The following is a 24458-nucleotide window of genomic DNA, read 5'->3' as shown; positions in this document are numbered from 1 at the left end:
GTGTCGAAGCGGGGTCGGTGGTTCATCCACCGGCCCCGCTTTCCTTATGCTGAACCCGTGAGCGCCCAGATCGTCTTCGTGCATGGCATCCGCACCTCGGCCACCATGTGGCGATCTCAGGCTGCCCACCTCGAAGAGCGCGGCGCCGCGTTCACCGCCGTGGATCTGCCGGGTCACGGCACCCGCATGCAGGAGGACTTCACCCTTCACGAGGCGCTGCACACGATCGACGTCGCGGTGCGCGCCGCAGCCGAGAGGGGTCCGGTGCTCCTGGTGGGGCATTCCATGGGCGGCCTGCTGTGTCTCGCCTATGCCGGCGGGGCAGAGCGTCCGCCGGTCGCCGGGCTCATCGCCGCCGCCTGCACGTCGCTCCCCCGCGGCGCCGGTCTTCGCGCCTATCGCCTGTTCGCCCGGGCCGTCGATTCCCTCCCCGACCGTGGGATGTGGCTCACCAGACGGATGCTCGAGGCCACCATCCCCCTCGAGACCCGATCCGACTTCGCCGCAGGCGGGTACGCACTGGACACCCAGGACGCCGCGCTTCGCAGCCTGGCGGCACTCGACATCGCCGCTGCGATCCCCCGCGTCACGGTTCCGCTCTGGTTCGTGAACGGGCAGTACGATCAGCTGCGGCTCAACGAGTCGCTGTTCCGACGGCTCGCACCGCACGCCGAGCTCATCATCGTGCCACGGACGACGCACCTCGTCACCGCGATGCGACCGCAGATCTTCAACGCTGTGCTGCAACTCGCCATCGCCACAGTGGAGCGGGATGTCGAGGGTGACCTGGAGCGGGACTCCTCGACCTCATGATGTCCTGACCGGCTGGCGCGCGAAGGCCGTGAGCAGCCCGCCGACGAGGGACAGCACCGCGGCCGCGACGAACACCAGCCAGAAGCCGCCCACGAGCGCGACCAGCCCCGCCCCCAGCACAGGTCCGATGAGCTGCCCGAGAGCGGCTGTCACGTTCACGATCCCGAGATCCCTCGCATGGTCCTGCTCGTCCGGCAGCAGGTCGGCGGCGAACGCGAGGCCCACCGTGGAGAACGCTCCGTAGCCGAGACCCATCAGGGCGGCAGCGACCATCGTCATCTCGAAGGTCGGCACGAGCGCGATCGCCACCCCCGAGGCCGCCTGGACGACGGTCGCGGCCACCGCGAGCGTCCGCCGATTCCCGGTGCGGTCGGAGACGATTCCCGTGACCACCGAGGCGATGACCACGAACACCGTGTAGACGACGATGAGCAGCAGCAGGTTGTCCTGCGCCACCGCACTCGGCTGGCCGAGGCCGTGGAGCAGGAAGAACAGGAACAGCGCGGTTCCGAGCGCGTTGCCGACATTCGTCACGAGGCGCCCGGAGAGCATCCAGGCGAAGTCCCGATCTCGCAGCGAGGCCAGACGGCGTCGTCCGATCTGCTTCGGTCGCATCGCCTCCGTGGTCGGGGGATCCGGCAACAGCAGAGCGGTGGTCGTGCCGACCACCGCGATGACGCCCGCGAGCAGGAGATACCCCTCGTGGATCCCGAGGCCGAGAAGGACGACGAGCCCCACCCCGACCACGATGCCGACGGCCTGGCTGGAGCCGACGGCAGCAGAAGCGGCCCCACGCTGTGTCGTCGGCAGCTGGTCGGCGATGAGCGCGGTGAAGGCCGCCGACGACACGGCGACGCCGATCGACACTCCCACCCAGCCGGCGCCCACGGTCCACGGGTTTTCGGCGTAGCCCGTGAGCGCGAGACAGGCAGCGGTGAACAGTGCGCCGCCCACGGCCCACGGGCGCCGACGGTGGCGTCCGGCCGCCGCACGATCCGAGAGCGCACCGGCGGCGGGGCCCGCGATGATCCCCGCGAGCCCGCCGATGCCGAGAACCAGTCCGGAGGAGACGACACCACGGATCCAGTCGTCCTCCGGGGTGTCGAGCTGCAGCGGCAGCAGCAGCTGGACGGGCGTGAGCTGCACGGTCCAGATCGCCAGCCACGCCAGCGTGAACAGCGACATCCATCGCGCCCCCGCCCGCACCGTGCGAGCGCCGGCGACCTCGGTCACCGCTTCTCCCCCGTCCCGGCCACCTGTGGAGCCGCTGCACGCGAGCTCGCGATGACCTCTCGATACCAGTCGTACGACGCCTTGGGCGTGCGCTCACCCGTATCGAAGTCGACGTGGACGAGACCGAAGCGCTGAGTGTAGCCGTCGGCCCACTCCCAGTTGTCCAGCAGGGACCACACCGTGTACTCCTCCACCGGCACCCCCGCATCGATCGCATCGCCGACGGCCGCGATGTGGTCGGCGAGGTACGAGATCCGGTCGGCATCGTCGACGCGGGCCGCACGGTCGGGCTCGGGGAACGAGGCCCCGTTCTCACCGATGATCACGGGTGGCAGCTGCGGATGACGGGCGTGCAGGTCGATCAGAAGATCGTGCAGCGCGCTCGGCATGATCGGCCATTCCGGACCGAACCCGGTCACCGGCGCTCCGGGTGTGGGCACGATGTCAAACGGGATCGGGCTCTCCTCCCCTGCTGCGGTCACCGTGGTCGGGTTGTAGAAGTTGATGCCGTAGAAGTCGATCGAGCGGCCGATGGCTTCGAGGTCACCGTCCTGCACAGGCATCGGAGGCAGGCCGAGTGCTTCCAGGTCGGGGTACGAACCGGCGAGGAGCGGCTCGCTGAAGATGCGGTTGTGGATCAGGTCGTAGATCGCCGCCGCTTGGTGGTCCTCGGCGGTGTCGCGCAGCGGCAGGACCCAGGTGTGGTTGTTGACCAATCCGACCGATGCGGCACCATGCTCGCGCAGAGCGGCCGCCGCCCGAGCGTGGGCGAGCAGCTGATGGTGCGCGGTCGGCAGCGCGCCGAAGAGGAGCTGCTTCCCGGGTGCCAGCGCACCGACCGCATAGCCTTGGAGCGTCGACATGGCGGGCTCGTTCAGGGTGTACCAGTGCTGCACACGGTCGCCGAGACGATCCGCCACGATCGCCGCGTAGTCGGCGAAGCGCTCCGCCGTGTCCCTCTCGAGCCAGCCGCCGCCCGCTTCGATTCTGCTCGGCATCTCCCAGTGGAACAGGGTGGGAAACGGAACGACTCCCGCGTCGAGGAGAAGATCGACCAGACGGGAGTAGTGATCGAGCGCCACCCCGTCGCCGCATCCGAGGCCGTCCGGCTGCACGCGGGCCCAGGGGATCGAGAACCTGTAGCGATCGAGCCCGAGCCCGGCTGCGAGAGCGACGTCGGCCTCGGGGTGTCGATAGCTGTCACAGGCCGGGTCTGCGACCGAACCGTCGAGGATGGCTCCCGGCCTCTCGAGGAAGTCGTCCCAGATCGATCGTCCTGATATCCCGGTGGGGCGCGACCCCTCGATCTGGAAGGCCGAGGTCGCCGCGGACCAGCGGAGCCCTGAGGGCAGGGACGAACGAGAGGACTCGGGGGTCATGTGGGCTCCTTGACATCAGTGTCGGGATAGTGATGATTCTGCACCCGGTACCATCGAAAGCGCGACGGCGTCTCGTGTTCCCGTCGCCGTTTCGCGTCAACAGCCCGTCTGCTGGTAGACTCGACTCTTGGCTTGCGTGTGGGTTCTTCCCTCACGACCGCTGTGCAGCAGCCCTCTTCTGCTGCCGGCATTCCGAACACTCCTGTACAGAAAGCGTCCACACGTGGCAAACATCAAGTCGCAGATCAAGCGCAACAAGACCAACGAGAAGGCGCGCGAGCGCAACAAGGCCGTGAAGAGCGAGCTCAAGACGGTCATCCGCACCACTCGCACGGCCGTCTCCGCCGGCGACAAGGCAGCCGCAGAGGCTGCCCTGAAGAAGGCCGCCGTCAAGCTCGACAAGGCCGTCAGCAAGGGTGTCCTGCACAAGAACCAGGCGTCGAACCGCAAGTCGGCTCTCGCCAAGCAGGTCGCTTCCCTCTGAGCCGAAGCTTCTGAGAAAGGCCCGTCCCGTCATCGGGGCGGGCCTTCTTCATTGCCTCGGAAAGGTCATCGCCTCGGCGAGCCGGACGGATCCGGAGGCGATCGGCTACTCCCCGAACGGCTGACGCGTGGCGATCACGGTGACCATGCGCTCGAGCGCGAAGATCGGGTCACGAGCGGCACCCTTGACCTCGCCATCGGCCCTCGCCGTGGCCTGGATCGCCATCCCGAGCGAGCGCTCGTTCCAGCCTGCGAGGTCGCGGCGGGCACGATCCACCTGCCAGTCCTTCATGCCCAGGCGCTGAGCGAGCTGGCGGCTCGGCTCGCGGTTGCCGGCGACACGCGCCATGGTGCGCAGCTTCATCGCGAACGCCGCGACCATCGGCACGGGGTCGGCGCCCGATGAGAGCGCATGGCGGAGGGCGATGAGGGCCTCACCGTACCGACCGGCGATCGCCGTGTCTGCGACGACGAAGGCCGAGACCTCGACACGGCCACCGTAGTACTTGGTGACGATCTCTTCGGAGATATCGCCCTCGACGTCGCCGATGAGCTGCTGACAGGCCGCAGCGAGCTCGGTGAGATCGTCGGCGAATGCAGAGACCAGAGCGCGCAGAGCGGGAGGCGCGATGCGCTTCTTCGCCGCACGGAACTCGCCGGCGGCGAAGTCGACCCGGTCGCTGTCGCGCTTGATGGCTGGGCAGGCGATCTCGATACCGCCGCCGTTCCCGGCGCGAAGCGCGTCGAGAAGCTTCTTGCCGCGCACGCTGGCGCCGGTGTGGCGAAGGATGACCGTCGCCCCCTCTTGCGGGTTGTCGAGGTAGGACACCGCCTCCTGGATGAACGCATCGGAGCATTTCTCCACACCCGAGACACGTACCAGGCGGGGTTCTCCGAAAAGCGACGGCGAGGTGAGAGAGAGCAGCGTTCCAGGAGCGTAGTCATCGGCGCGGACGTCGCTCACTTCGAGTGCAGGGTCTTCGGCCCGGAGGTAGTCGCGGACACCGGCGATCGCTCTCTCGGCACAGACCTCTTCCGGGCCCGACACGAGCACGATCGGGGCGGGGTGCGGCTCGCGCCAGGAGACCAGAGGAATCTTGGTGGGCTTCGCGCCGCCGCGGGAGGGGGTTCGCGAAGCTGCCATGGATCCAGCCTACCGGCGGTGGCCGACATGGCTCGGACTGTCACCGCCCCACCTGTTCCGTCCAGACCTGCAGCTCGCCGTCCCGGAGGCCGAGCAGGACGCGTCCCTGCTCGTCGGTGCGCAGCACATGCGCGCCGGTCGCGGCCAGGAGGTCGAGGGTCTCGGAGCGTGGATGGCCGTAGTCGTTGTCCGCTCCGACGCTGAACAGGGCCACCCGCGGCTGGATCATCTCGTACAGGCCTGGCTCCTGATCCGCGCTGCCGTGATGAGCCACCTTGACCACGGCGTACGGCGTCAGCCTCGCTGAACGCTGCAGCATGCGCTGAGGGGCTGCGGAGAGGTCGCCGAGGAAGATCGAGCGCGGCACTCCTCCCCCGTCGAACTCCATCACGACACTCGCGTCGTTGCCTTCGGGGAACGCGACGGACTTCCGCAGCGGCCAGAGCACTCGCCATGCCGCCTCGCCGAGCATGCCGTGCTGGCCCGCCGAGGCCTCATCGACGCGCGCGCCTCCCGCGACGAGGTCTTCGAGAAGACGTCGATCCGACTCCTCGGCGACCGGACCGTGCAGAGCCGTGGAGACTCGCCCCTGGACAGCGCCTATCCCGCCGACGTGATCGAGGTCGAAGTGGGTGAGCACGAGAAGGTCGATGCGCTCGATGCCGAGCGATCGCAGGCACGCGGAGAGAGGCTCAGGATCGGGCCCTACGTCGATGAGCGCGATCTCGGTCGCCGAGCGCACGAGCACTGCGTCTCCCTGTCCGACATCGCATACCGCGATGGCCCACCCCTCCGGAGCGGTCGCCGTGGCCAGGGGACCGTCGAGGAGCACACGGGATCCGGCCAGCGAAAGAACGACCACGAGGATCGCCGCCGCTCCTCGCCTCACCCACACGCTCGCGCGCGCGACGCTCGATCCCAGGTCACGGGAGGGTGCCCGAATCAGCACGATGGCGACCGCCGCACTCACCACGGCCACCAGCAGGGCACTGCCGGGCCCAGCAGGCACCAGGACCTGCGCGCCCGGCAGCCGCGCGGTCGTGGCGGCAGTCGTCGCGATCCAGGCTGCCGGCAGCCACGCCGAGGACGCGAGCAGATCAGCGAGCGCCGGCAGGGGCGCCGCGACGCAGGCGAGGAGCCCGATCACTGTCGCCAACGGAGCCGCCGGAGCGGCGATCAGGTTCGCGGCGACGCCGATCAGAGACTGCTGCGGCGCGAACAGTGCGATGATCGGCCCGCACGCGAGCTGCGCCGCCAGCGGCACAGCGACGGCCAGGGCGACGGGATGGGGCATGCCCCGGCTCAGGCCCCGCGCTAGCGGTGGAGCGAGGAGGATCAACGCGCCGGAGGCGACCACCGACAGAGCGAACCCGGGTGTCGCCGCCAGCCATGGATCCGCCAGCAGAATCCCGGTCGCGCACAGGGACAGCATGCCGGCGCCGGCGCTCGGCCTGCCCAGGAGCACCGTGAGCATGCCCACAGCCGCCATCACGCCTGCCCGGATCACGCTCGGCTCAGGAGTGACCAGGACGACGAATCCGGCAAGTCCTGCGAGGGAGAGCCCGACGCGCATCCCTCGCCCGCCGCCGCACACTGCCGTGAGCCAGAAGAGTGCACCGACGACGATCGCGCAGTTCGCACCGCTGACGGCGGTGAGGTGGCTGAGGCCGCTGATGCGCATGTCTTCGTTCAAAGCAGGCGTCACCGCACGGGTGTCGCCGACCGCGAGGCCGGGTAGAAGGCCGGATCCTGGCTCCGGCAGGCGCAGCGAGCGTTCGACGAACGCGCTCTTGAGACCTGCCGCGACACCGAAGGCACCGGATGCGGGTGAGACGACCTCCGCGTCACTCGCGAAGACGACCAGCGCCGAATGCTCCCCCGCATCGGTCGCCGACGACTCTCCCACCGCGCGGATCTGCGCTCCGAGATCGAAGCCTTCGGCAGGATCGACGCCGAGGCGCACCGGCGCGCTGGAGTCGGCCGGATGCCCCGGCGGACCGAGCGTGGTCGTCGCCGCTTCGAACCACAGCCGCCCGTCTCGTCCGACCGAGGCAGAGGATGTCACCTCGGCAGTGATCTCGACGACCCGCCCGTCCCATCTCATGGCCGCCTCCCGCGCGGGGAGGGCGAACCCGACGCAGGCCGCCGCCGCTGCCATCGTGGCCAGCACCACGACCACGAAGCCCCCGTGGTCGCGCTGACCACGCGCGCCGTGCGACCGGCGGCACACGAAGACCAGCACTCCCACCGCGGCTGTCGTGCACGCGCCGGCACACCCCCACGCGACCGCCGGGAGCAGCACGCACAGCAGCACCACACCCCACACCGCCACCGCGAGCGGCACCAGCCGAAGGTCACGCGCCCTCACACTCTGACCCCGTCGCGGAGTCCCGCGAGCAGCTTCTCGCCGATTCCGGGCACGGCGAGAAGATCATCGACCGACGTGAACCTGCCGTTCTCCTCCCGCCAGGCGATAATCCGCTCCGCGAGTGCCGGTCCGATACGCGGCAGCGTCTCCAACGCGGCCTGATCCGCAGCGTTGAGGTCGATGCGGTCATCGCCCGGTGGCGGTGCTGCGCCGCCGGGCGCACCGCCCGCCGCACCGGCTGCCGGCACCACGACCTGCTCCCCGTCTTCGAGCACACGTGCGAGATTGACCGCAGCCAGGTCGGCATCGGTGGTCGTCCCGCCCGCGGCCGCCAGCGCATCGACGAGTCGCGCGTCGAGATCGAGCACGTAGAGCCCCGGCTTCTCGACGGCGCCCAGAACGTGCACGTAGAGATCGCCGGACGGCTCGGCGCCGGATCCGTTCCCCGATCCGGCATCGGTCAGCGGCACCGATTCGACCGGGGCTGCCTGCCCCCGCATGATGCCGAGCCCGACAGCAGCCGACAGCACGACGAGCGCCAGCACCACCGCCGCGCCGATGCTCAGCCGCAGGCGATGACGCGGTGGAAGGGGTGCCTGCGGGGATGCCATCCGGCCACGTTAGGCGGGCTGCGTGACCCCGGTCGGCGCCTCGGACATCAGCCGTGGACAAGTGTCTGAGACGGCGCCCCGTGCAGGAGATCGGCCAAGTGCACGCAACGTCTCCTCCGTCCGACCGATGCGGTTACTTCTCCGGACGGATGCTCTTCGGATGCCCTTTCCGTACGTTCGTAGGCATGCCTTCGACACGTCTGCCCGCGCGCAGTCTCCTGCCCGTGGTCGTCACGATCTGCACCGCGGCCCTCCTGCTTACGATTCCGATGCCCGGCAGCGTGAGTGTGCTCGGCACGCGGTGGCTCCATTCCACCGCCGCCGGAATGCCCGGACTCGAGCTGATCTCCGACGCGGGACTGATGCTGCTCGCAGCCACGACGGCCGCGTCTCTGGGACGCACCTGGTGGAGTCATCCGGAACGCCGACCACGGATCGTGATGGCCGCCGCGGGTGTTGCTCTCGCTTACGTCCTGAGCGAGGGCGGGAAGCTGGTCTTCGCCCAGGAGCGCCCGTGCACCGTGTGGCTGATCGCCGCCGAATGCCCGCCTCCGGGAGACTGGTCGCTGCCGTCGAATCACGCGACGCTTGCGTTCGGTGCTGCTGCCGCCATCGCTCTGACGGTCGGGCGTTCCTGGCTCACCTGGTCGGCGATGGCGCTCGCCACGGTGGTCGCGGTCGCGCGGGTCGCCCAGGGCGTCCACTATCTCCACGACATCGCGCTCGGTGCGCTGCTCGGTGTCGCCGTCCCGATCATCCTCGTCGCGTTTTCGGAGAGACTTCGAGAATCTCTGCACACCGGATCGCCAGCACGCCCCGAATGAGATCAGGGACCTCGCGGCGTACCGCGGGGCCCCTGACCGGATCATCGTCCTCCGTGGAGGAAGAGGCGATCAGCCCTTGACGACGAAGCTCACGATCTTCGGCGCACGCACGACGACCTTCACGATCTCGCGGTCGCCGATCGACCGGATCACGCGCTCGTCCGCGCGTGCCAAAGCCTCGAGCTCCGACTCGCCGATGCGGGCGGAGACCTCGAGCTGGGCGCGCACCTTGCCACCCACCTGCACGACGGCGGTGATCTTGTCCTCGATCAGCAGCGCCGGGTCGGCGGAACGCCACGTCACCAGGCCGACGGAAGGCTCGTGACCGAGGATCTCCCACATCTCCTCTGCGGTGTGCGGAGCGATGAGGTCGAGCATCACGGCGATCGTCTCAGCGGCCTCGCGCACAGCGGGGTCGGCTGCGCCCGCTGCGCCGTCGATCGTCTTGCGGGTGGTGTTCACGAGCTCCATCAGGCGGGCGACCAAGACGTTGAACTTGGTCTGCTCGACCAGGCCCGGCGCTTCGGACAGGAGCTTGTGCGTCGCACGCCGAAGAGCGGCGTCGCCACCGTCGAACACCACATCGACCGGGCTCGATACCTCGCCGGCGATGCGCATCGCGCGCGCCAGGAACTTCTGAGCGCCGGTCGTCGAGACGTCAGCCCAGTCCTTGTCGTCCTCCACAGGACCGGCGAACGCCAGCCCCACGCGCAGGGCATCGGCGCCGTGGGCGTCGAGCTCCTCCTGGAAGAGAACCAGGTTGCCCTTGCTCTTGGACATCTTCTGCCCGTCGAGCAGCACCATGCCCTGGTTGATGAGGTTCGAGAAGGGCTCGGTGAAGTCGATCAGCCCCATGTCGAACAGCACCTTCGTGATGAAGCGCGCGTACAGCAGGTGCAGGATCGCGTGCTCGACGCCGCCGATGTACGAGTCGACCGGCGCCCAGCGGGAAGCCTGGGCCGGATCGAACGCCACGGTGTCACTGTTCGGCGAGAGGAAGCGCAGGAAGTACCACGAACTGTCGACGAACGTGTCCATCGTGTCGGGGTCACGCAGCACGGGCTCACCCGTGTGCGGGTCGGTCGTGCGCACCCAGCTCTCGGCGCCACCCAGCGGCGACGTGCCCTTGGGCTTGAGGTCGAGTCCCTCGACGCTCGGCAGCTTGACGGGGAGCTTGTCCTCGGAAACCGGGATGATGCTTCCGTCCTCAGCGTGCAGCATCGGGATCGGCGTGCCCCAGAACCGCTGACGCGAGATGAGCCAGTCACGCAGACGGTAGTTCTTGGCGGCACGACCGGTACCGGTGGCCTCCAGCTGCTCGATGGCCCGCGCGATGGCGTTGCGCTTGGAGAGTCCGTTCAGCGCCCCGGAGTTGATCATGCGACCCTCGCCCGTGAGCGCGATGCCGGTGGTCGCGGGGTTCTGCTCCTCGAGCGCGGCACCGGTGTCGATCGGCACGCCCTCCTCGTCGACCTCGATCACCGGCATGGCACCGGTGACGGGGGCCGTCGTGTCGACGACCACCTTGACGGGCAGGTCGAACGCGCGGGCGAAGTCCAAGTCGCGCTGGTCGTGTGCCGGGACGGCCATGACCGCGCCGTGACCGTAGTCGGCCAGCACGTAGTCGGCTGCCCACACGGGCAGCTTCTCGCCGTTGACGGGGTTGATCGCGTAGCGCTCGAGGAAGACGCCGGTCTTCGGACGGTCCGTGGACTGCCGATCGATGTCGGTCTCCTTCTGCACCTGCTCCAGATACGTCTGGAAGCGCTGGCGCACCTCGTCCGGAGCGTCGGCTGCGAGTTCCGACGCCAGGTCGGAGTCGGGGGCGACCACGAAGAACGTCGCCCCGTGCAGGGTGTCAGGACGCGTCGAGAACACCGTGACCGGCTCCTCGCGACCCTCGATGAGGAAGTCGACGTCGGCACCCACCGAGCGACCGATCCAGTTGCGCTGCATCTGCAGCACCTTGTGCGGCCAGAAGCCCTCGAGCTGGTTCAGGTCATCCAGCAGACGGTCGGCGTAGTCGGTGATGCGGAAGTACCACTGGGTGAGCTTCTTCTTGATCACCTCGGCGCCGCAACGATCACAGCGTCCGTCGACGACCTGCTCGTTCGCCAGGACCGTCTGGTCGTTGGGGCACCAGTTGACCGGACTCTTCTTGCGATAGGCCAGACCGCGCTCGTACAGCTTCAGGAACAGCCACTGGTTCCAGCGGTAGTACTCGGGGTCGGAGGTGTGCAGCACCCGGCTCCAGTCGAACGAGACGCCGTACGCCTCGAAACCGACCTTCTGCTGCGCGATGTTCTGGTACGTCCACTCCCGCGGGTCGGCACCCTGACGGATCGCCGCGTTCTCGGCGGGCAGACCGAAGGAGTCCCAGCCGATCGGGTTGAGCACGTTGTGCCCGCGGTGGCGCCAGAAACGGGCCACGATGTCGGAGTAGAGATAGTTCTCGGCGTGCCCCATGTGCAGGTCGCCCGAGGGATAGGGGAACATCGCCAGCACGTACCGCCGCGGGCGCGTGTCGTCGTCGCCGCCCGTGAGGAACGTGCCGTTGTCCGCCCAGTACTTCTGCCACTTGTTCTGGATGGCGTGCGCCGACGGGGCCTCGTCGTCGGCAGGAGCGGTGGACAGGTTCTCAGACAACGAACGCACGACCAATCTGAAGGAAAAAGCGGGATCAGTTCAGGATATCGGAACGCCAGAGCACAGGCATTCCGGCGCCGAGCGCGGCGAGCGGTGCGCGCGCCTTGGTCGCCACCTCCGCCACCTCGGACGCCGCGACAGAGCCCCAGGTGATGCCTCCCCCGGCGCCGACGACGGCCAGCTCCCCCTCGATCAGGATGCTGCGGATCACCATGGCCAGATCCAGCGTGCCGTCGACGCCGATGTAGCCGAAGCAGCCCGCGTACACGCCGCGGGGCCCGCCCTCCAACTCGTGGAGCCTGGTCATCGCCGACAGCTTCGGAGCGCCGGTCATGCTGCCGGCGGGGAAGGCCGCCTCCAGCAGAGCACCGACCGTCGTCCCTGCGGCCGCGACGCCGCTCACCGTGCTCACGAGTTGGTGCACGGCCGGATAGCTCTCCACCACCCACAGCCCCTCGACACGGATGCTCCCCGGCTCGCACACCCGCGAGAGATCGTTGCGCATCAGGTCGACGATCATGACGTTCTCGGCGCGCTCCTTGCGATCCGTCGCGAGCTCAGCGGCGAGCGCGGCGTCTGCGACGGGATCGGAGCTTCGGGGCCTGGTGCCCTTGATGGGACGCGTGCGGATGACGCCTCCGTCCGCATGGAGGAACTGCTCCGGGCTGGCGCTCAGCAGCGCGCGGTCGCCGATCCGCACGAACCCGCCGTGGTGGGCGGGCGTGGCGGTGCGGAGCCGGTGGTAGACGTCCACGGCGTCATGCGCTCCCCTGACGGTGAAGCGCGTGGTCAGGCACAGCTGATAGGCGATACCCGCGCGGATGAGATCGCGGCAGCGTTCGATGAGCGCCGCATACTCCTGCGGGTCGTGGCGCGCCTGGGCGACGCGTGTCTCGTCGGCCCGCACGGGCATGGGCACGGGTTCCCGCGCCCCGGCCAACGCGGAGACAGCGGCTGCCCAGGCTTCGGCGTCGTGATCCGCACTGAGGGCCCACGCGCGGCCGAGGGAGTGGTCGAAGGCGACGACACGGGTGGCGCGCAGCCAGGAGCCGCCGCTCTCCTCGACGGCGCCGGCCACGGGCGCCCCGGCGACACGGGCGCCGCTCTCATAGTCGAGCCAGCCGACCCACCCCCCGGTGAACGGCGGCAGCGCGGGATCGGCGGCGCCCCTGTCGAGGCGCACTTCGCGCGGAAGTGTCGAGCGCGCCCCCGTACCGACGAAACTCCACCCCGTCGTGGCGGCTGCCCCGGCATCGAGCCAGAACACATCCGCGGCTTCGGCTTCCAGCATCCCGAACACCGACGACGGCTCCACCCAGGCGGGAAGCGGTCGAGCACTCAGCTGTTCGGGCACCTTTCCAGCCTAGGACCGGGCGGCTCCCGTATCCTCATGGGGTGGACGACCTCCTGATCTGGCTCCTCGACACCGTGCAGTCGATCGATCCGGTCGCCCGCACGCTGATCGCCGGGCTCGCCGTGATGCTGGAGACGAGCATCCTGATCGGTCTCGTCGTTCCCGGTGACACGATCGTGATCATCGCCTCGATGGGGGTCGCCACTCCGCTGGAGGGCGTCGCGATGGGCGTCGCGGTCGTGATCGGGGCCCTGATCGGCGAGAGCATCGGCTTCTGGCTGGGGCGCTGGCTGGGCCCGCACATCCGAGTGTCGTGGTTGGGGCGCAGAATCGGTGAGCACAACTGGGTTCGCGCCGAGAACTATCTCGAGCGCCGCGGCGGCATCGCGATCTTCCTGTCCCGCTTCCTCCCGGTGCTGCATTCCCTCGTGCCGCTCACCGTGGGCATGAGCGAGTACCCGTACCGCAGGTTCCTGGCCTGGACGGCTCCCGCGTGCGTCCTCTGGGCCACCGCCTACGTGAGCGTGACCTCGCTCGCTGCGGGCAGCTTCCGCGAACTGGTCGATCGCGTGCACTTCGCGGGATACATCTTCGTCGGCGTGATCGCGCTCTTCCTGCTCCTGGCGTTCCTCGGCAAGAAGCTCCTGCAGCGCGTCGAGGCGCGTCATCTGGAGGGCCCGGAGGCAGAGGCCGACGCCGACGTGAAAGACTGAGGCAATGGCATCGGCTCCCCCGGCCCCCCGGATCCACTGGTTCGCCCGACTCGAACATCGCCTCCACGTCTGGCGAGAGGGTCGCGCGCGCCGTCGAGGCCGCGTCGCGACGATCCTTCCCTTCCCCGGCTACGGTGGTCCCGGCTGGGTCCGCGTCGTCGGCCGTGTTCTGATCGTGCCGCCGCAGCGTCGTACCCGCGACGGTGAACCCGCGAGCGTTCGTGGCTGGCGCAGCTTCGTCGGCATCCCTGTGGGCTTCGCCGCCGTGAGCGTGCATTTCGGCGGCACCACGCATCAGGTCGCCGCCGACCGCGGCGGTGTGGTCGACGCCATGATCCGCGTCGATCTGGAGCCCGGCTGGCAGACGTTCACGTTCTCCGTCGAGGGACAGCCTCCGGTGGAGGCACGAGCGTTCATCGTCGCTGAGGGCACGTCGTTCGGTGTGGTGTCGGATGTCGACGACACCGTGATGGTCACGGCTCTCCCTCGTCCCTTCATCGCCTTCTGGAACTCCTTCGTGCTCGACGAGCATGCACGTCTTCCCGTACCGGGGATGGCCGTGCTCCTCGACCAGCTGCTGCGGCAGCACCCCGGCGCGCCGATGGTCTACCTCTCCACGGGGGCGTGGAACGTCGCCCCCACCCTGTGGCGCTTCCTCGGCCGTCATCTGTTCCCCGCCGGTTCCATGCTCCTGACCGACTGGGGGCCCACGCATGAGCGCTGGTTCCGCAGCGGGCGCGAGCACAAGCTGACGAACCTGCGGCGACTCGCGACCGAGTTCCCCGATGTGAAGTGGCTGCTGATCGGTGACGACGGCCAGCACGACGAGTCGATCTACAGTCAGTTCATGGAGGAGTACCCCGACTCCGTCGCGGGCGTCGCGATCCGTCGTCTCCTCCCTGCCGAGGCCGTCCTCGCGGGTGGTCGGGCAGGCCACGAGCCGCACTCCGAGGATGTCGCCCCGTGGGTGAGCGCCGAAGACGGTGCCGGCCTTCGCGATCTGCTGGGCGAAGCCGGCATCCTGCACTGACATGTCCCTCTCCCGCCAGGACTGGCTGGTCCTCGAAGAAGCGCATCGTGAACGTGCCGATGCTCTCACTGCTGCGCACCGCGACCGGGCGACCCGGGCGGAGAAGCACCCGGTGTGGGACTTCCTCTTCACGTACTACTCGTACAAGCCCGCGCAGCTGCGCCGCTGGCACCCGGGCGCCGGCGTCGAGCTCGCCGATGCCGGCGAACGCCTCGACTGGCGCTGGTACCGCGCAGGACGATCCGCTGACAGCGCGGTTCCCGATGCGGCAGCTTTCGGCCGAGAGAAGGCGGAGCTGGCATCGCTCATCGAGAAGATGCTCCGCCGCACGGCATCGCGGCCAGGGCAGTTCGGCTGCTTCGGTCTGCACGAGTGGGCGATGGTGTACCGCGCCGACGAGCACCGACATGCGGTTCCGCTGCGGCTGGGGCAGGCGGGCACGGATGCCGTCGTCGAGAATCACGACCTGCGCTGCACTCATTTCGACGCCTTCCGCTTCTTCACCCCCGAGGCGGTCCCCCGCAACCGCACCTCGTTGAGTCGCGACGAGCAGCCGCTGTTCGAGCAGCCGGGGTGCCTGCACGCGGGCATGGACCTGTACAAGTGGGCGACGAAGCTCGGGCCCCTCATCCCGGGCGACCTCCTCCTGGATTCGTTCGAACTCGCTCGCGACATACGCCTTCTCGACATGCAGGCGGCACCGTACGACCTCTCGGCGTGGGACGTGGTTCCTGTGCCCATCGAGACGCCCGAGGGCAAGGCCGAGTACGTGCGTCGGCAGCGAGGGTTCGCGGACCGCGGGGCCGCCTTGCGCACCGCACTGCTGAACGCCTGGCTCGGCGCCGGGGCCCGCGACGCGGCCTGAGCGCTCAGTCCACCCGGTCGCAGTCTTCGCAGACCGCCCAGGAGGCCGTCGCGGCGGAGAGCTGCAACCGCAGCGCGACCACGCGCGTCGCCGCTTCTTCGAGGCGCTCGGGCGACAGCGTGCCCGTCTCGACCGCCGCGGTGATGCCGTGCACCATCGATCCCGCCGTCTGCGCATCGGAGCCCGCGACCATCAGCACCAGGTCGTTCCCCGCGGCGATCGCCGCCACTCCGTTCGCGACCGGGTCCGCATAGGCCGGGTCTCCCGACGAGAGCAGCATCCCGAGGTCGTCGGTGACCGCGACACCCGTGAAGCCGAGCTCGTCCCTGGCGATCTCATGCCAGGTCGGCGAGAGGGATGCCGGCAGGGTGTCGACGGCCGTGTAGGCCAGATGCCCGTACATCAGCAGCGAGGCCCCCGCGTCGATCCCTGCAGCGAACGGAACAGCGGCGGTGGCACGCCACTCCTCGAGCCCCATCGTCGTGCTCGGGATCGCATGATGCGAGTCGCCGGGCGCCGCACCGTGCCCGGGGAAGTGCTTGAGCGTCGAAGCGAGGAACTGCTCCTGCGCACCGGTCGCAGCCGCCACGCGCTCCGCCGCACCGACCGGATCGGTGCCGAGTGCGCGGCCATGGATGAACGAGCCGGGATCGGCCGTGTAGTCGGCCACGGTGCCGAAGTTCACGGTGATCCCCGCGCGTGCCACCAACGAGCCCCGCGCGGCGAACGCCGCGGAAGTCTCAGACACCGGAAGACCCTTCAGCGAGGTGGAGGCGGCATGGTCGTCGCCGTTCAGACGAGAGACCAGACCGCCCTCCTGATCGACGGCGATGAGCGGCGGCAGCGTCGGATCCACAGTGAGCGCGGCGGTGAGCGCCTGCAGCTCGTCTTCGGATGCCGGGATGTTGGCTCCCATCAGGATGAATCCGCCCAGGCCCGATTCCATGTACGCCCGGAGCGCGCCCGGATCGGTCCCCGCCACGTGTCCCATCACCACGGTCGACGCCTGTTCCCCGACAGGCATCGCCTTCACCAGAGCTGTCGCGCGGTCGACGAACCTCTCGGCTCCGGTGCTCGGCACCGTGGCCGCGGGAGTGCGCGGAGCCGTGGTCGCCGTGATCGAGGCAGACGCCGCCGACGAGGCGCAGAGCCCCACCGCTGCGGCGAGCGCGAGTGCGCCTGCCGCCCGTCCCCGGTGTCGAGAGTTCACGCGCATCGGTGCGGTGCAGGGCTCGTCAGCAGGAGAGGGCCTCGGCGATCGGCACCGCGGCGTCGGTGTCGCCGTTCCCGAAGCGGATCGTCCGGCCGACCGTGCACGGCTCGTGGAGGGTGGCTGCGATCACGGCCGCGACGTCGGCGCGTGATACCGCTCCTCGACCGTCGGGGTCGATCTGGATCCGGCCGGTGGGCTCGTCGAAGGTGAGCGTTCCCGGTGCGAGGATCGTGCCCTCGAGGCCGGTTCCTCGCAGGTGCTCGTCAGCGGCCCACTTCGCGTCCGCGTATGGGAAGAAGGAATCGTCCTGCGGCACGCCATGATCGGCGGTGGAGCCGAGCCAGGACACCATCACATACCGTCGGACGCCGGCGCGTTCGGCCGCGTCCATGGAGCGCTGCGCCGCGTCGCGGTCGACCGCGTAGGTGCGCTCGGCAGACCCGCCGCCGGCACCTGCCGACCAGACGACGGCGTCGTGACCTCGGATGATCTCGGCGAGCGCCTCGACGTCCATGCTCTCGACGTCGGCGACCAGCGCTTTCGCTCCGCCGGCTTCCACATCGGAGGAATGCTCCGGGTTGCGGATCACTCCCGTCACCTCATCCCCTCGAGCGACCAGGAGCGGCGCGAGCAGGAGGGCGATGCGGCCGTGGCCGCCGAAGACGATGATTCGCGACATGTCTTCACCCTACGCTCCCCTCCCCGAGCGCGGCGGGGGTCTGGTCGCTGTCGATCCCGAACCCGGCACTCGGTCCTCTACACTCGGGTCAACGACGCCGACCCGAGACGGTGTCCCTCCCGACAGCAGGACGACGATGCCCACACCGCTGATCGAGCGCGAGATCACCGCGCACGTGTCACTCACCACCCCCGACGGGGCCTTGAACCACGATGCGCTGGGCTGGTCGCGCGTACCGGTGCACGACACCTCGGGGATCCCGGGCCGCGGTCATTGGGGGCGCAACAAGCGCTGGGAGTACTGGAACGTGATGACGGCGTCGCACATCATCGCCTTCACGGTGTCGTGCGTCGACTACATGTCGCTGCATGAGGTGTGGGTGCTCGACCGAGCGACCGGTGACGACATCGGCACGACGGTGATATCGCCGGGAGGCCGCAGCGCGACGCTACCGGCGTCTCTCGGTGCAGGGCCCGTCCGAGCGCGCACCCGTCGCATCACCATCGACGTCGACGAGACGTTCGACGGGACCCGTCTGCGTGGCACCGCTCCACGGGTGTCCTTCGACCTGCTGGCGGGCCGTCCTCCCGGTCACGAGTCCCTCGGTGTCGTCGTCCCCTGGCGCCGAGGAGAGGACATCTCCCGTTTCCAGTACACGGTGAAGGATGTGGCACGCCCGACGACCGGGACGGTGACGGTGGACGGCGTCACCCACGACGTGTCCGCGGGCAGCTGGGCGGTGCTCGACCACGGGCGCGGACGCTGGCCCTACCGTGTGCGTTGGAACTGGGCGGCGGGGAGCGGTACCGTCGACGGCCGCGTCATAGGGCTGCAGCTGGGCTCGAAATGGACCGACGGCTCCGGGGCGACCGAGAACGCGCTGCTGGTCGGCGGACGCCTGTCGAAGATCAGCGAGGAGCTCGTCTGGGACTACGACCCCGAGCAGTTCCTGCGCCCGTGGCGTGTGCACGGGACGAGCGCCGACCTCACCTTCACCCCGTTCTATGACAAGCACTCGCGCACGAATGCCCTGGTGATCTCGAGCAGGACGGATCAGCTCTTCGGCGTGTGGTCGGGCTGGGTACGGGACGACACCGGAACGCAGGTGCATGTCGACGGCATCGAAGGATTCGCGGAAGAGGTGCTCAACCGCTGGTGACGCGCGCGTTCGTGGACTGCAGCGCCCGTTGCACTCCCTTCGCCGCCGAGCGACCGGCACGATTGGCACCGATCGTGCTCGCCGACGGACCGTAGCCGACCAGCTGCACTCGGGGGTCTGCGACAGCCGTCGTACCGCGGCCGTTCCGGTCCAACTGGATGCCCCCGGCCGCACTGCGCAGGTGAAGAGGAGCCAGGTGCGTGACCGCAGGGCGGAACCCGGTGGCCCACAGGATCACGTCGACCTGCTCGAAGCTGCCGTCGGCCCACCGCACCCCGTCGGGTTCGATCCGCTCGAACAGGGGGCGCCGGTCGGCGTAGGCGCCCAGACGCTCGGCCTCCCGCTCCTGCGGGCGGAGCATGAGCCCGGTGACGCTGACCACGCTCTCAGGAGGGAGACCGGCGGCGACGCGCTGCTCCACGAGCGCGACGGCTGCAGCTCCTGCCTCCGGTGTGAAGTCGTCGTTGCGCCACACCGGTTCTCGACGGGTGACCCACAGCGTGTCGGTGATCGGCGCGAGTGCGCCGAGGAACTGCACGGCGGACGCTCCCCCGCCCACGACGAGCACCCGCTTGCCGATGAAGTGCTCCGGCCCCGGGTAGTCGACGGTGTGCAGCTGTTCGCCGACGAAGGTCTCCATACCGGGGAAGTGCGGCAGGAAGGGATGCGACCAGGTGCCGGTCGCGTTCACGAGGGTGCGGGTCGTCCACTCCCCCTCGCGGGCGCGCACGACGAGCACGCCGTCCCGGTCGTCCACCCGCTCCACGTGCACGGGACGGAGCACCGGGAGGGCATGCCTGTGCTCGTAGGCGGCGAAATAGGCGGGCACTGCCTCGTTCGCGCGTGTGCCGTCGCGTGGTGGAGGTGTGTCTCCCGGCAGCTCTGCGACCCCGTGCACGTCACGCATGGTCAGCGCGTCCCACCGGTGCTGCCAGGCACCCCCGGGACGCGTATCCGCGTCGAGGACCACGTGCGAGATGCCCAGCCGCGCGAGGTGGAAGGATGCCGAGAGGCCGGCCTGCCCTGCGCCGATCACCAGACTGTCGAGGATGCTCACGCCGGGTTCAACGCCCCGCTCCACGCGCTTGTTCCTCTCCGCCGTCGTCCACGCCGTGACGCGCCCGGGATACCCACCCCGATTGGTGCTCGTGTCGATTCGTGTAGTACTCTTTTCAAGTTGCTCCGGCTGGTCCGGAACAGCGTCTGGGCCTGTGGCGCAGCTGGTAGCGCACCTGCATGGCATGCAGGGGGTCAGGGGTTCGAGTCCCCTCAGGTCCACAGAAAAAGCCCCCGGTTCCCCGGGGGCTTTCTTCGTCTCATGGGGGTCGCTCCAGTGGACGAGGACGCGATCAGGAGGCGCCATGACGGAGACACCCCTCGCCTACGCGGACCGCGTGCGCACGCTCCTGGGTTATCGGACGGTGAGCGAGCTCCTCGCGGACGATCACAACGTCTTCATCGACCCCTACTCCGCCCTCCTCTCCGTGCACGCTCGGATCGGGACAGGAAACGTGTTCTCACCGAACGTCCGTATCGACGCTGAATCCGACGCTCTCCGTATCGGAGACGGCAACAGGTTCTTCGAGGGCACCCGCATCGAGGCGACCGACGGCGGGCGCGTGAGCATCGGTGCCGACAACGAGTTCGGCCCGCACGCCGTTGCCCTCCTCGCGAATCGTCACGATGCCGTGATCACCGTCGGCAGTCGAGTGCGTCTCATCGGGAGGATCGACCTCGCAGGCGCTTCCACGCTGGGCGATGGATCGCAGATCCTCGGCGACGTCGCCGCGGTGAACGTCTCGCTCGTCGGCGGCGGGAGCCACCGCGACCCCGACCCTGACCTGCGCGGCGCCGTGCTCAAGGGACGGGGCCGCGCCACCGGACTCACGCTGGCTCGCGGCCACGTCATCAATGCAGACGGTGATTTCGCCACCGCAGCCGTAGAGGCTCAATCGGTCTATCACCCCCGCCCCGCCGTCAACTGACCTGTCGACCGTGAGGCAGCGAGGCCACGCTGTTTACCATTATCACTATCAATACTGATAGCGTTGCGATGTGGCTACTTCTTCGGCACTTCTGCATCCGGTTCGCCTTCGTATCGTCCAGACGCTGCTGGGCGAGGAGGAACTCACGACGCACCAGCTTCATGAGCGCTTGGCCGACATCCCGATCGCCACCCTCTACCGGCACGTCGGCCACTTGGTCACGCACGAGCTGATCGAGGTGGCAGATGAGCAGCAGGTTCGAGGAGCGAGCGAGAGGACCTACCGCCTCTCCCCGAGTTTCGCCAACCCCTCAGCGGAGGAACTGAACTCCCTGAGCAACGAGGAGCTGCTGACGGCGTTCACGGTCTTCACCTCCGGACTGATCCGCGACTTCAGCGACTATCTGCACGCCGGAGACCCGGACCTGCACGCCGATCAGGTCAGTTTCGCTCAGGCGTCCTTCTGGGCCAGCGACGAGGAGGTCGATGAGTTCGGGCGCACCCTCATGACGGCACTCGAAGGCGTGCTGACCAACGAACCGTCCGCGGGTCGCCGTCGTCGCACTCTCAGCACGGTTCTGATGCCGCGCGAAACCGCCCCCGGAGGCGATGCGCGTCGGGGCAGCACCCCGAAGAGCGCGGAGCCGAACGGCTGAGCGATATCGACGTCGCGAAGGCGGCGAGTCAGTGGTGGTTTGGTGCCCACCACTGATTCAGCTCGCCGTGCGTGGCTCGTGCAGCACCCGCGCACTCTGCCACGGCAATCCTCTGAAAGAAAGGGAAGTCCTTGTGAACGCCGTGAACTTCGACACGTCGATGCTCCTCCCCCTCATGCCTGTTCTCGTCCTCGTGGCCGTGCTCATCGGATGGTCACTCGTCGACATCATCCGCAGGCCCGTCGAGCATCTCCCCAAGTGGGCGTGGGTATTGATCGTGCTGTTCGCCGTCCCGGTCGGCGCGGTCATCTACATCATCATCGGCCGAGCCCGGGGCGAGAGACTCAGAGACGAGGACCTGCGGTGACCGCGGCGCTGAAGGTCGGAGACCTCACCCGTATCTACCCGGGCGGTGGTGGCATCCGTGGCATCGACTTCACCGCTGACGAACGCGCCGTGACGGCCGTCATCGGGCCCAACGGAGCCGGAAAGACGGTCCTGTTCAGCATCATCGCAGGCCTCGCCCGGCCCGAGTCGGGCACCGTCGAGTTCGCCTCGCCGAACGCACGTGTGGCGTATTGCCCTGACGTGCCCCAGTTCGAGTCCTGGCTCACCGCACTCGAAGTGGTGGAGATCTCCCTCGCGATGTCACGCAGACGCGAAGACCGAGCGCGAATCGTTCGTGAGACCGCACGGGAGGCCCTCGAGGCGTGCGGCCTCGGATCGGTGAAGGATCGTCGTGTCGCAGACTTCTCGCGCGGCATGCTCCAACGCCTCGGCATCGCGGCAGCGCTGGTCACGGATCCGGAGATCCTGATCCTCGATGAGCCGAACAGCGCGCTCGACCCCATCGGCCGCGCCGACGTGCGCGGGATCATCACCGCGCAGAAGCGCCACCGCTGCATCCTGCTCTCCAGCCACATGCTCAGCGAAGTCGAACAGCTTGCCGACCACATCGTCGTCATCGACCAAGGGCGCGTCATCACCCAGGGAACGACGGCGTCGATCCTCACTGAGGGCATCGCGCCCGTCTGGGCGATCCGCCTCGGCGCCCCCGCGCAGATCAGCGCTGCCGACCTTGCGGTTGCTGTCCCTGAAGCGCGCTTCGAGTTCGACGCGGACATGCTGTGCACGGTCCGCTTCCCCAGCTTCGAATCAGCCGCCGAACACCTGGTGACCGCCCTGCAGAACCTCCGCGCGCCCATCATCGAGGTCACTCTGAGCGATCGCGACCTCGACGCGTCATTCGCCCGCATCATCCAGAACCAGGAACACCGATGACACTCATCCTCGCCTCGGCCCGCGTCGAGACGCGACGCCTCATCCGTTCCGGAGCGCTGATTGGTCTGCTTGCCGTGTTCGCGTTCTTCGGACTCTCCGGCCCCGCCCTCGCGCTCTACATGCCCGAGTTGCTGGCCGCTGCCGCCGGCACTGAGCAACTCACCATCGAAGCTGCCGACGCCACCCCGATGGACGGGATCGCATTGTTCAACCAGAGCGCCATGCAACTCGGTCTCATTCTGGCTGTCGCCCTCGCGATCACCTCCATGAGTTGGGACACCCGCCCCGGCTCTTCGATCTTCTACCGCACCCGGGTCAGACACCTCGCCCCGCTGATGCTGCCCCGCCTCGTCATCAACTGGATCGCGGCCGTCGGGAGCTACGCCGGGGCCCTGCTGCTCGCTACCGCACTCACCACGGTGTTCCTCGGTCCGATCGACAGCGGGCTGATCATCACTGTCGGCGTGGCGTCGGCGCTCTACCTCGTCATGGCGATGAGCATCGGATACCTCATCATGGCGCTGACCAGGCGCACCGCCCCCGCGATCGCCGCCGCGACCCTGCTGATGCTGGTACTGCCGCTGCTGAGCAGCGTCGACTCACTGGCTACCTGGGCTCCGACGACGCTGCTCACTGCATCAGGCGTCGGACTCGCGGACCTCGCGGCGCCGCTGCTCTCGGCGGCAGCCGTCTCCGTCGGATGCGTGATCACTGCCGGTCTCATCTCGAACCGGCAGAGCCTTCGACGCGACGCATAGGTCACGTGTGAGCGTGTCTGTGCGGCCTGACGCGCGCGGTTTCTCCGAGGACCTCGGTCGGTGGAGCACTCCACAGGTGAACGACGAAGCGCACCCCTCGATGATCGAGGGGTGCGCTTCGTCGCGGTGGCCAGCGCCTCGTGCGGTCGACTACGTCGCCAGCAGCGGCGGCCGATGGGGAATGGAGATCGGACGTGTGGCCCTGCTCGAACCACGCATCCGCTCGACGTCCTCGAGCACCTCGAAAACGGTCCCGTATCGGGTGGCGAGAGGCAGGTCGCGCAACCAGGTCACTTCGACTTCTGTTTCGGCGAGCTCGTACACGCACGCGACCACGTGGCGTGGATCGTTGGGCGAGTAACGAAGGTCGTTGATCACCCACTCCGATGCCGTGATGCGATTCAGCATGAAACGCGGATCCGGAAGTTCAGACATGTGGGGGCCCTCCAGGACTCTCTCTCTCTCTCCCTAGAGAGTGCGCCACGAACCGTTGCCGGGGAAGCCCCTTGACACCACGCGAGGACGGTGCCGTCGGTGGATTCGGTCGCGGCACGGGCGCGGAGAACCGCGACGATTCAGCGGCCCGGTCGCACCGTGAGGTCGGTGATCTCCGCGTCGCGAGGGAGGTCGAGCGCAGTGAGGATCGTCGTGACGACGGCCTCCGGGGTGATGAAGCGGCCGGCGTCGTACTCCTGCCCCTCCTGCTGATGCACGCGCTCCTGCATCGGAGTGGCGGTGCGCCCGGGGTAGATCGAGGTCACCCGCACGCCGTGCTGGGCCTCTTCCGCCCGCAGCGCATCGGCGAGGGCCCTGAGCCCGTGCTTCGATGCCGCATACGCCGACCATCCGGCGTTGGCACGGAGCCCGGCGCCCGAGTTCACGAACACGACCTGACCCTGAGACACGCGCAGCACCGGCAACAGGAGGCGCGTGAGCTCCGCGGGCGCGATGAGGTTGACCGCGAGCTGCTGCTCCCAGAGTGAGGGGGCGAGGTCGGCGACGTCACCGAGATCGACGACGCCGGCGACGTGCACCAGCGAGTCGATGCGGTCGGGCAGATGCTGCTTCGACAGCGCCCACGACAGACGGCCGGGCTGCGCGAGGTCGCCGACGAGGACGGATGCGCCGGGGAGCTCTTCCGCGATCTGCCGGGCACGCCCAGCGTCACGGACCAGCGCCACCACGCCGTCGCCACGGGACAGCAGTCGACGGGCGAGAACCGCGCCGATGCCGGAGCCCGCACCCGTGATCAGGTGCGTCGACAT

At 68.7% G+C, this 24458-nt stretch carries 24 protein-coding genes and 1 tRNA gene; 13 read left to right on the top strand and 12 right to left on the bottom strand.

Annotated elements, in window-relative coordinates; translation table 11 throughout:
- The first annotated feature begins 57 nt into the window (after nt 1-57).
- Nucleotides 58-813 (top strand): alpha/beta fold hydrolase, encoded by a 756-nt coding sequence (locus ACP699_RS01345; RefSeq protein WP_426168542.1) that lies wholly within the window; start codon nt 58-60, stop codon nt 811-813.
- Here the strand turns inward: ACP699_RS01345 and ACP699_RS01340 are convergent.
- Together ACP699_RS01340 and ACP699_RS01335 are read right to left on the bottom strand one after the other, a co-directional pair.
- A complete protein-coding gene (locus ACP699_RS01340; RefSeq protein ID WP_426168539.1) occupies nt 808-2046 on the bottom strand; it encodes an MFS transporter in 1239 nt (412 codons plus the stop codon). The two genes, ACP699_RS01345 and ACP699_RS01340, sit on opposite strands and share 6 nt — an antisense overlap.
- Nucleotides 2043-3425 (bottom strand): glycoside hydrolase family 1 protein, encoded by a 1383-nt coding sequence (locus ACP699_RS01335; protein ID WP_426168536.1) that lies wholly within the window; start codon nt 3423-3425, stop codon nt 2043-2045. The genes ACP699_RS01340 and ACP699_RS01335 overlap by 4 nt, the downstream gene beginning before the upstream one ends.
- A 223-nt stretch (nt 3426-3648) precedes the next feature.
- Here ACP699_RS01335 and rpsT point away from each other — a divergent pair, with 223 nt between their 5' ends.
- On the top strand, nt 3649-3909 hold the full coding sequence (gene rpsT, locus ACP699_RS01330; RefSeq protein WP_017830351.1) for a 30S ribosomal protein S20: 261 nt from the start codon (nt 3649-3651) through the stop codon (nt 3907-3909).
- A 105-nt stretch (nt 3910-4014) separates the two neighbouring features.
- Here the strand turns inward: rpsT and holA are convergent, their stop codons facing one another.
- Genes holA through ACP699_RS01315 form a run of 3 tightly spaced genes read right to left on the bottom strand, consistent with a single transcriptional unit; the run spans nt 4015 to nt 8031 of the window.
- Complete coding sequence (gene holA, locus ACP699_RS01325; RefSeq protein ID WP_426168531.1) at nt 4015-5052, bottom strand: DNA polymerase III subunit delta; 1038 nt, start codon at nt 5050-5052, stop codon at nt 4015-4017.
- Nucleotides 5053-5092: 40 nt separating this feature from the next.
- A complete protein-coding gene (locus tag ACP699_RS01320; protein WP_426168528.1) occupies nt 5093-7396 on the bottom strand; it encodes a ComEC/Rec2 family competence protein in 2304 nt (767 codons plus the stop codon).
- 20 nt (nt 7397-7416) lie between these two features.
- Complete coding sequence (locus ACP699_RS01315) at nt 7417-8031, bottom strand: ComEA family DNA-binding protein (protein ID WP_151486491.1); 615 nt, start codon at nt 8029-8031, stop codon at nt 7417-7419.
- Nucleotides 8032-8216: 185 nt separating this feature from the next.
- Here ACP699_RS01315 and ACP699_RS01310 point away from each other — a divergent pair, with 185 nt between their 5' ends.
- Nucleotides 8217-8855 carry a phosphatase PAP2 family protein gene (locus ACP699_RS01310; RefSeq protein ID WP_426168524.1) on the top strand — a complete coding sequence of 213 codons (639 nt, stop codon included), beginning with the start codon at nt 8217-8219 and terminating at the stop codon, nt 8853-8855.
- Between the two features lie 69 nt (nt 8856-8924).
- Here the strand turns inward: ACP699_RS01310 and leuS are convergent, their stop codons facing one another.
- Nucleotides 8925-11501 carry a leucine--tRNA ligase gene (leuS, locus tag ACP699_RS01305; RefSeq protein WP_055869137.1) on the bottom strand — a complete coding sequence of 859 codons (2577 nt, stop codon included), beginning with the start codon at nt 11499-11501 and terminating at the stop codon, nt 8925-8927.
- A gap of 34 nt (nt 11502-11535) precedes the next feature.
- Complete coding sequence (locus ACP699_RS01300; protein ID WP_426168520.1) at nt 11536-12855, bottom strand: anthranilate synthase component I family protein; 1320 nt, start codon at nt 12853-12855, stop codon at nt 11536-11538.
- 41 nt (nt 12856-12896) lie between these two features.
- Here ACP699_RS01300 and ACP699_RS01295 point away from each other — a divergent pair, with 41 nt between their 5' ends.
- From ACP699_RS01295 to ACP699_RS01285, 3 genes are read left to right on the top strand one after another with little or no spacing between them, the layout of a single operon-like run.
- Nucleotides 12897-13568, top strand: coding sequence for a DedA family protein (locus ACP699_RS01295; protein ID WP_055867623.1), 672 nt, complete (start codon nt 12897-12899; stop codon nt 13566-13568).
- Between the two features lie 4 nt (nt 13569-13572).
- Nucleotides 13573-14598, top strand: a complete 1026-nt coding sequence (locus ACP699_RS01290; protein WP_055867622.1) for an App1 family protein — start codon at nt 13573-13575, stop codon at nt 14596-14598.
- A 1-nt stretch (nt 14599) separates the two neighbouring features.
- The gene (locus ACP699_RS01285) at nt 14600-15463 is read left to right on the top strand and encodes a 3-methyladenine DNA glycosylase (RefSeq protein WP_141386111.1); all 864 of its coding nucleotides are present in this window, start codon (nt 14600-14602) and stop codon (nt 15461-15463) included.
- A gap of 4 nt (nt 15464-15467) precedes the next feature.
- On the opposite strand, the gene ACP699_RS01280 is transcribed toward ACP699_RS01285, so the two are convergent.
- Nucleotides 15468-16679: a glycoside hydrolase family 3 N-terminal domain-containing protein gene (locus tag ACP699_RS01280; protein WP_426168515.1), complete on the bottom strand. Its 1212-nt coding sequence runs from the start codon at nt 16677-16679 to the stop codon at nt 15468-15470.
- 19 nt (nt 16680-16698) lie between these two features.
- Nucleotides 16699-17355, bottom strand: a complete 657-nt coding sequence (locus ACP699_RS01275; RefSeq protein WP_426168512.1) for an SDR family oxidoreductase — start codon at nt 17353-17355, stop codon at nt 16699-16701.
- A 136-nt stretch (nt 17356-17491) separates the two neighbouring features.
- Between ACP699_RS01275 and ACP699_RS01270 the strand changes: the two genes are divergently transcribed.
- Nucleotides 17492-18514 (top strand): DUF2804 domain-containing protein, encoded by a 1023-nt coding sequence (locus ACP699_RS01270; protein ID WP_426168509.1) that lies wholly within the window; start codon nt 17492-17494, stop codon nt 18512-18514.
- On the opposite strand, the gene ACP699_RS01265 is transcribed toward ACP699_RS01270, so the two are convergent.
- Entirely contained in the window at nt 18501-19571 is a 1071-nt protein-coding gene (locus tag ACP699_RS01265; protein WP_055867609.1) for an NAD(P)-binding domain-containing protein, read from the bottom strand. The two genes, ACP699_RS01270 and ACP699_RS01265, sit on opposite strands and share 14 nt — an antisense overlap.
- Nucleotides 19572-19719: 148 nt before the next feature.
- Between ACP699_RS01265 and ACP699_RS01260 the strand changes: the two genes are divergently transcribed.
- From ACP699_RS01260 to ACP699_RS01235, 6 genes are all read left to right on the top strand, one after another.
- Nucleotides 19720-19792, top strand: a tRNA-Ala gene (locus ACP699_RS01260).
- An 83-nt stretch (nt 19793-19875) separates the two neighbouring features.
- Nucleotides 19876-20499 (top strand): hypothetical protein, encoded by a 624-nt coding sequence (locus tag ACP699_RS01255; RefSeq protein WP_426168505.1) that lies wholly within the window; start codon nt 19876-19878, stop codon nt 20497-20499.
- A gap of 70 nt (nt 20500-20569) precedes the next feature.
- The gene (locus tag ACP699_RS01250; protein ID WP_426168502.1) at nt 20570-21154 is read left to right on the top strand and encodes a helix-turn-helix domain-containing protein; all 585 of its coding nucleotides are present in this window, start codon (nt 20570-20572) and stop codon (nt 21152-21154) included.
- A 133-nt stretch (nt 21155-21287) separates the two neighbouring features.
- Complete coding sequence (locus ACP699_RS01245) at nt 21288-21521, top strand: PLD nuclease N-terminal domain-containing protein (RefSeq protein ID WP_426168499.1); 234 nt, start codon at nt 21288-21290, stop codon at nt 21519-21521.
- Nucleotides 21518-22435, top strand: coding sequence for an ABC transporter ATP-binding protein (locus ACP699_RS01240; RefSeq protein WP_426168496.1), 918 nt, complete (start codon nt 21518-21520; stop codon nt 22433-22435). The genes ACP699_RS01245 and ACP699_RS01240 overlap by 4 nt, the downstream gene beginning before the upstream one ends.
- Nucleotides 22432-23193, top strand: a complete 762-nt coding sequence (locus tag ACP699_RS01235) for a hypothetical protein (protein ID WP_426168493.1) — start codon at nt 22432-22434, stop codon at nt 23191-23193. The genes ACP699_RS01240 and ACP699_RS01235 overlap by 4 nt, the downstream gene beginning before the upstream one ends.
- A gap of 150 nt (nt 23194-23343) precedes the next feature.
- Here ACP699_RS01235 and ACP699_RS01230 read toward each other — a convergent pair whose 3' ends face one another.
- Both ACP699_RS01230 and ACP699_RS01225 read right to left on the bottom strand, forming a co-directional pair.
- The gene (locus ACP699_RS01230) at nt 23344-23628 is read right to left on the bottom strand and encodes a hypothetical protein (RefSeq protein WP_055867594.1); all 285 of its coding nucleotides are present in this window, start codon (nt 23626-23628) and stop codon (nt 23344-23346) included.
- 140 nt (nt 23629-23768) lie between these two features.
- The gene (locus ACP699_RS01225) at nt 23769-24458 is read right to left on the bottom strand and encodes an SDR family oxidoreductase (protein WP_055872381.1); all 690 of its coding nucleotides are present in this window, start codon (nt 24456-24458) and stop codon (nt 23769-23771) included.

This window comes from Microbacterium sp. DWRC1-3 (assembly GCF_049896645.1).
GTDB lineage: Bacteria > Actinomycetota > Actinomycetes > Actinomycetales > Microbacteriaceae > Microbacterium > Microbacterium maritypicum.
The sequence above is the reverse complement of the archived record's forward strand: the minus strand, read 5'-3'. Positions and strand labels throughout refer to the sequence as shown.

Bases quoted from the DNA above. Each gene is read 5' to 3' on its own strand.
- ACP699_RS01335 (WP_426168536.1), bottom strand. From the start codon at position 3,425: ATGACCCCCGAGTCCTCTCGTTCGTCCCTGCCCTCAGGGCTCCGCTGG.
- holA (WP_426168531.1), bottom strand. From the start codon at position 5,052: ATGGCAGCTTCGCGAACCCCCTCCCGCGGCGGCGCGAAGCCCACCAAG.
- ACP699_RS01315 (WP_151486491.1), bottom strand. From the start codon at position 8,031: ATGGCATCCCCGCAGGCACCCCTTCCACCGCGTCATCGCCTGCGGCTG.
- ACP699_RS01310 (WP_426168524.1), top strand. From the start codon at position 8,217: ATGCCTTCGACACGTCTGCCCGCGCGCAGTCTCCTGCCCGTGGTCGTC.
- ACP699_RS01290 (WP_055867622.1), top strand. From the start codon at position 13,573: ATGGCATCGGCTCCCCCGGCCCCCCGGATCCACTGGTTCGCCCGACTC.
- ACP699_RS01285 (WP_141386111.1), top strand. From the start codon at position 14,600: ATGTCCCTCTCCCGCCAGGACTGGCTGGTCCTCGAAGAAGCGCATCGT.
- ACP699_RS01280 (WP_426168515.1), bottom strand. From the start codon at position 16,679: ATGCGCGTGAACTCTCGACACCGGGGACGGGCGGCAGGCGCACTCGCG.
- ACP699_RS01275 (WP_426168512.1), bottom strand. From the start codon at position 17,355: ATGTCGCGAATCATCGTCTTCGGCGGCCACGGCCGCATCGCCCTCCTG.
- ACP699_RS01270 (WP_426168509.1), top strand. From the start codon at position 17,492: ATGCCCACACCGCTGATCGAGCGCGAGATCACCGCGCACGTGTCACTC.
- ACP699_RS01255 (WP_426168505.1), top strand. From the start codon at position 19,876: ATGACGGAGACACCCCTCGCCTACGCGGACCGCGTGCGCACGCTCCTG.
- ACP699_RS01235 (WP_426168493.1), top strand. From the start codon at position 22,432: ATGACACTCATCCTCGCCTCGGCCCGCGTCGAGACGCGACGCCTCATC.
- ACP699_RS01230 (WP_055867594.1), bottom strand. From the start codon at position 23,628: ATGTCTGAACTTCCGGATCCGCGTTTCATGCTGAATCGCATCACGGCA.
- ACP699_RS01225 (WP_055872381.1), bottom strand. From the start codon at position 24,458: ATGTCGACGCACCTGATCACGGGTGCGGGCTCCGGCATCGGCGCGGTT.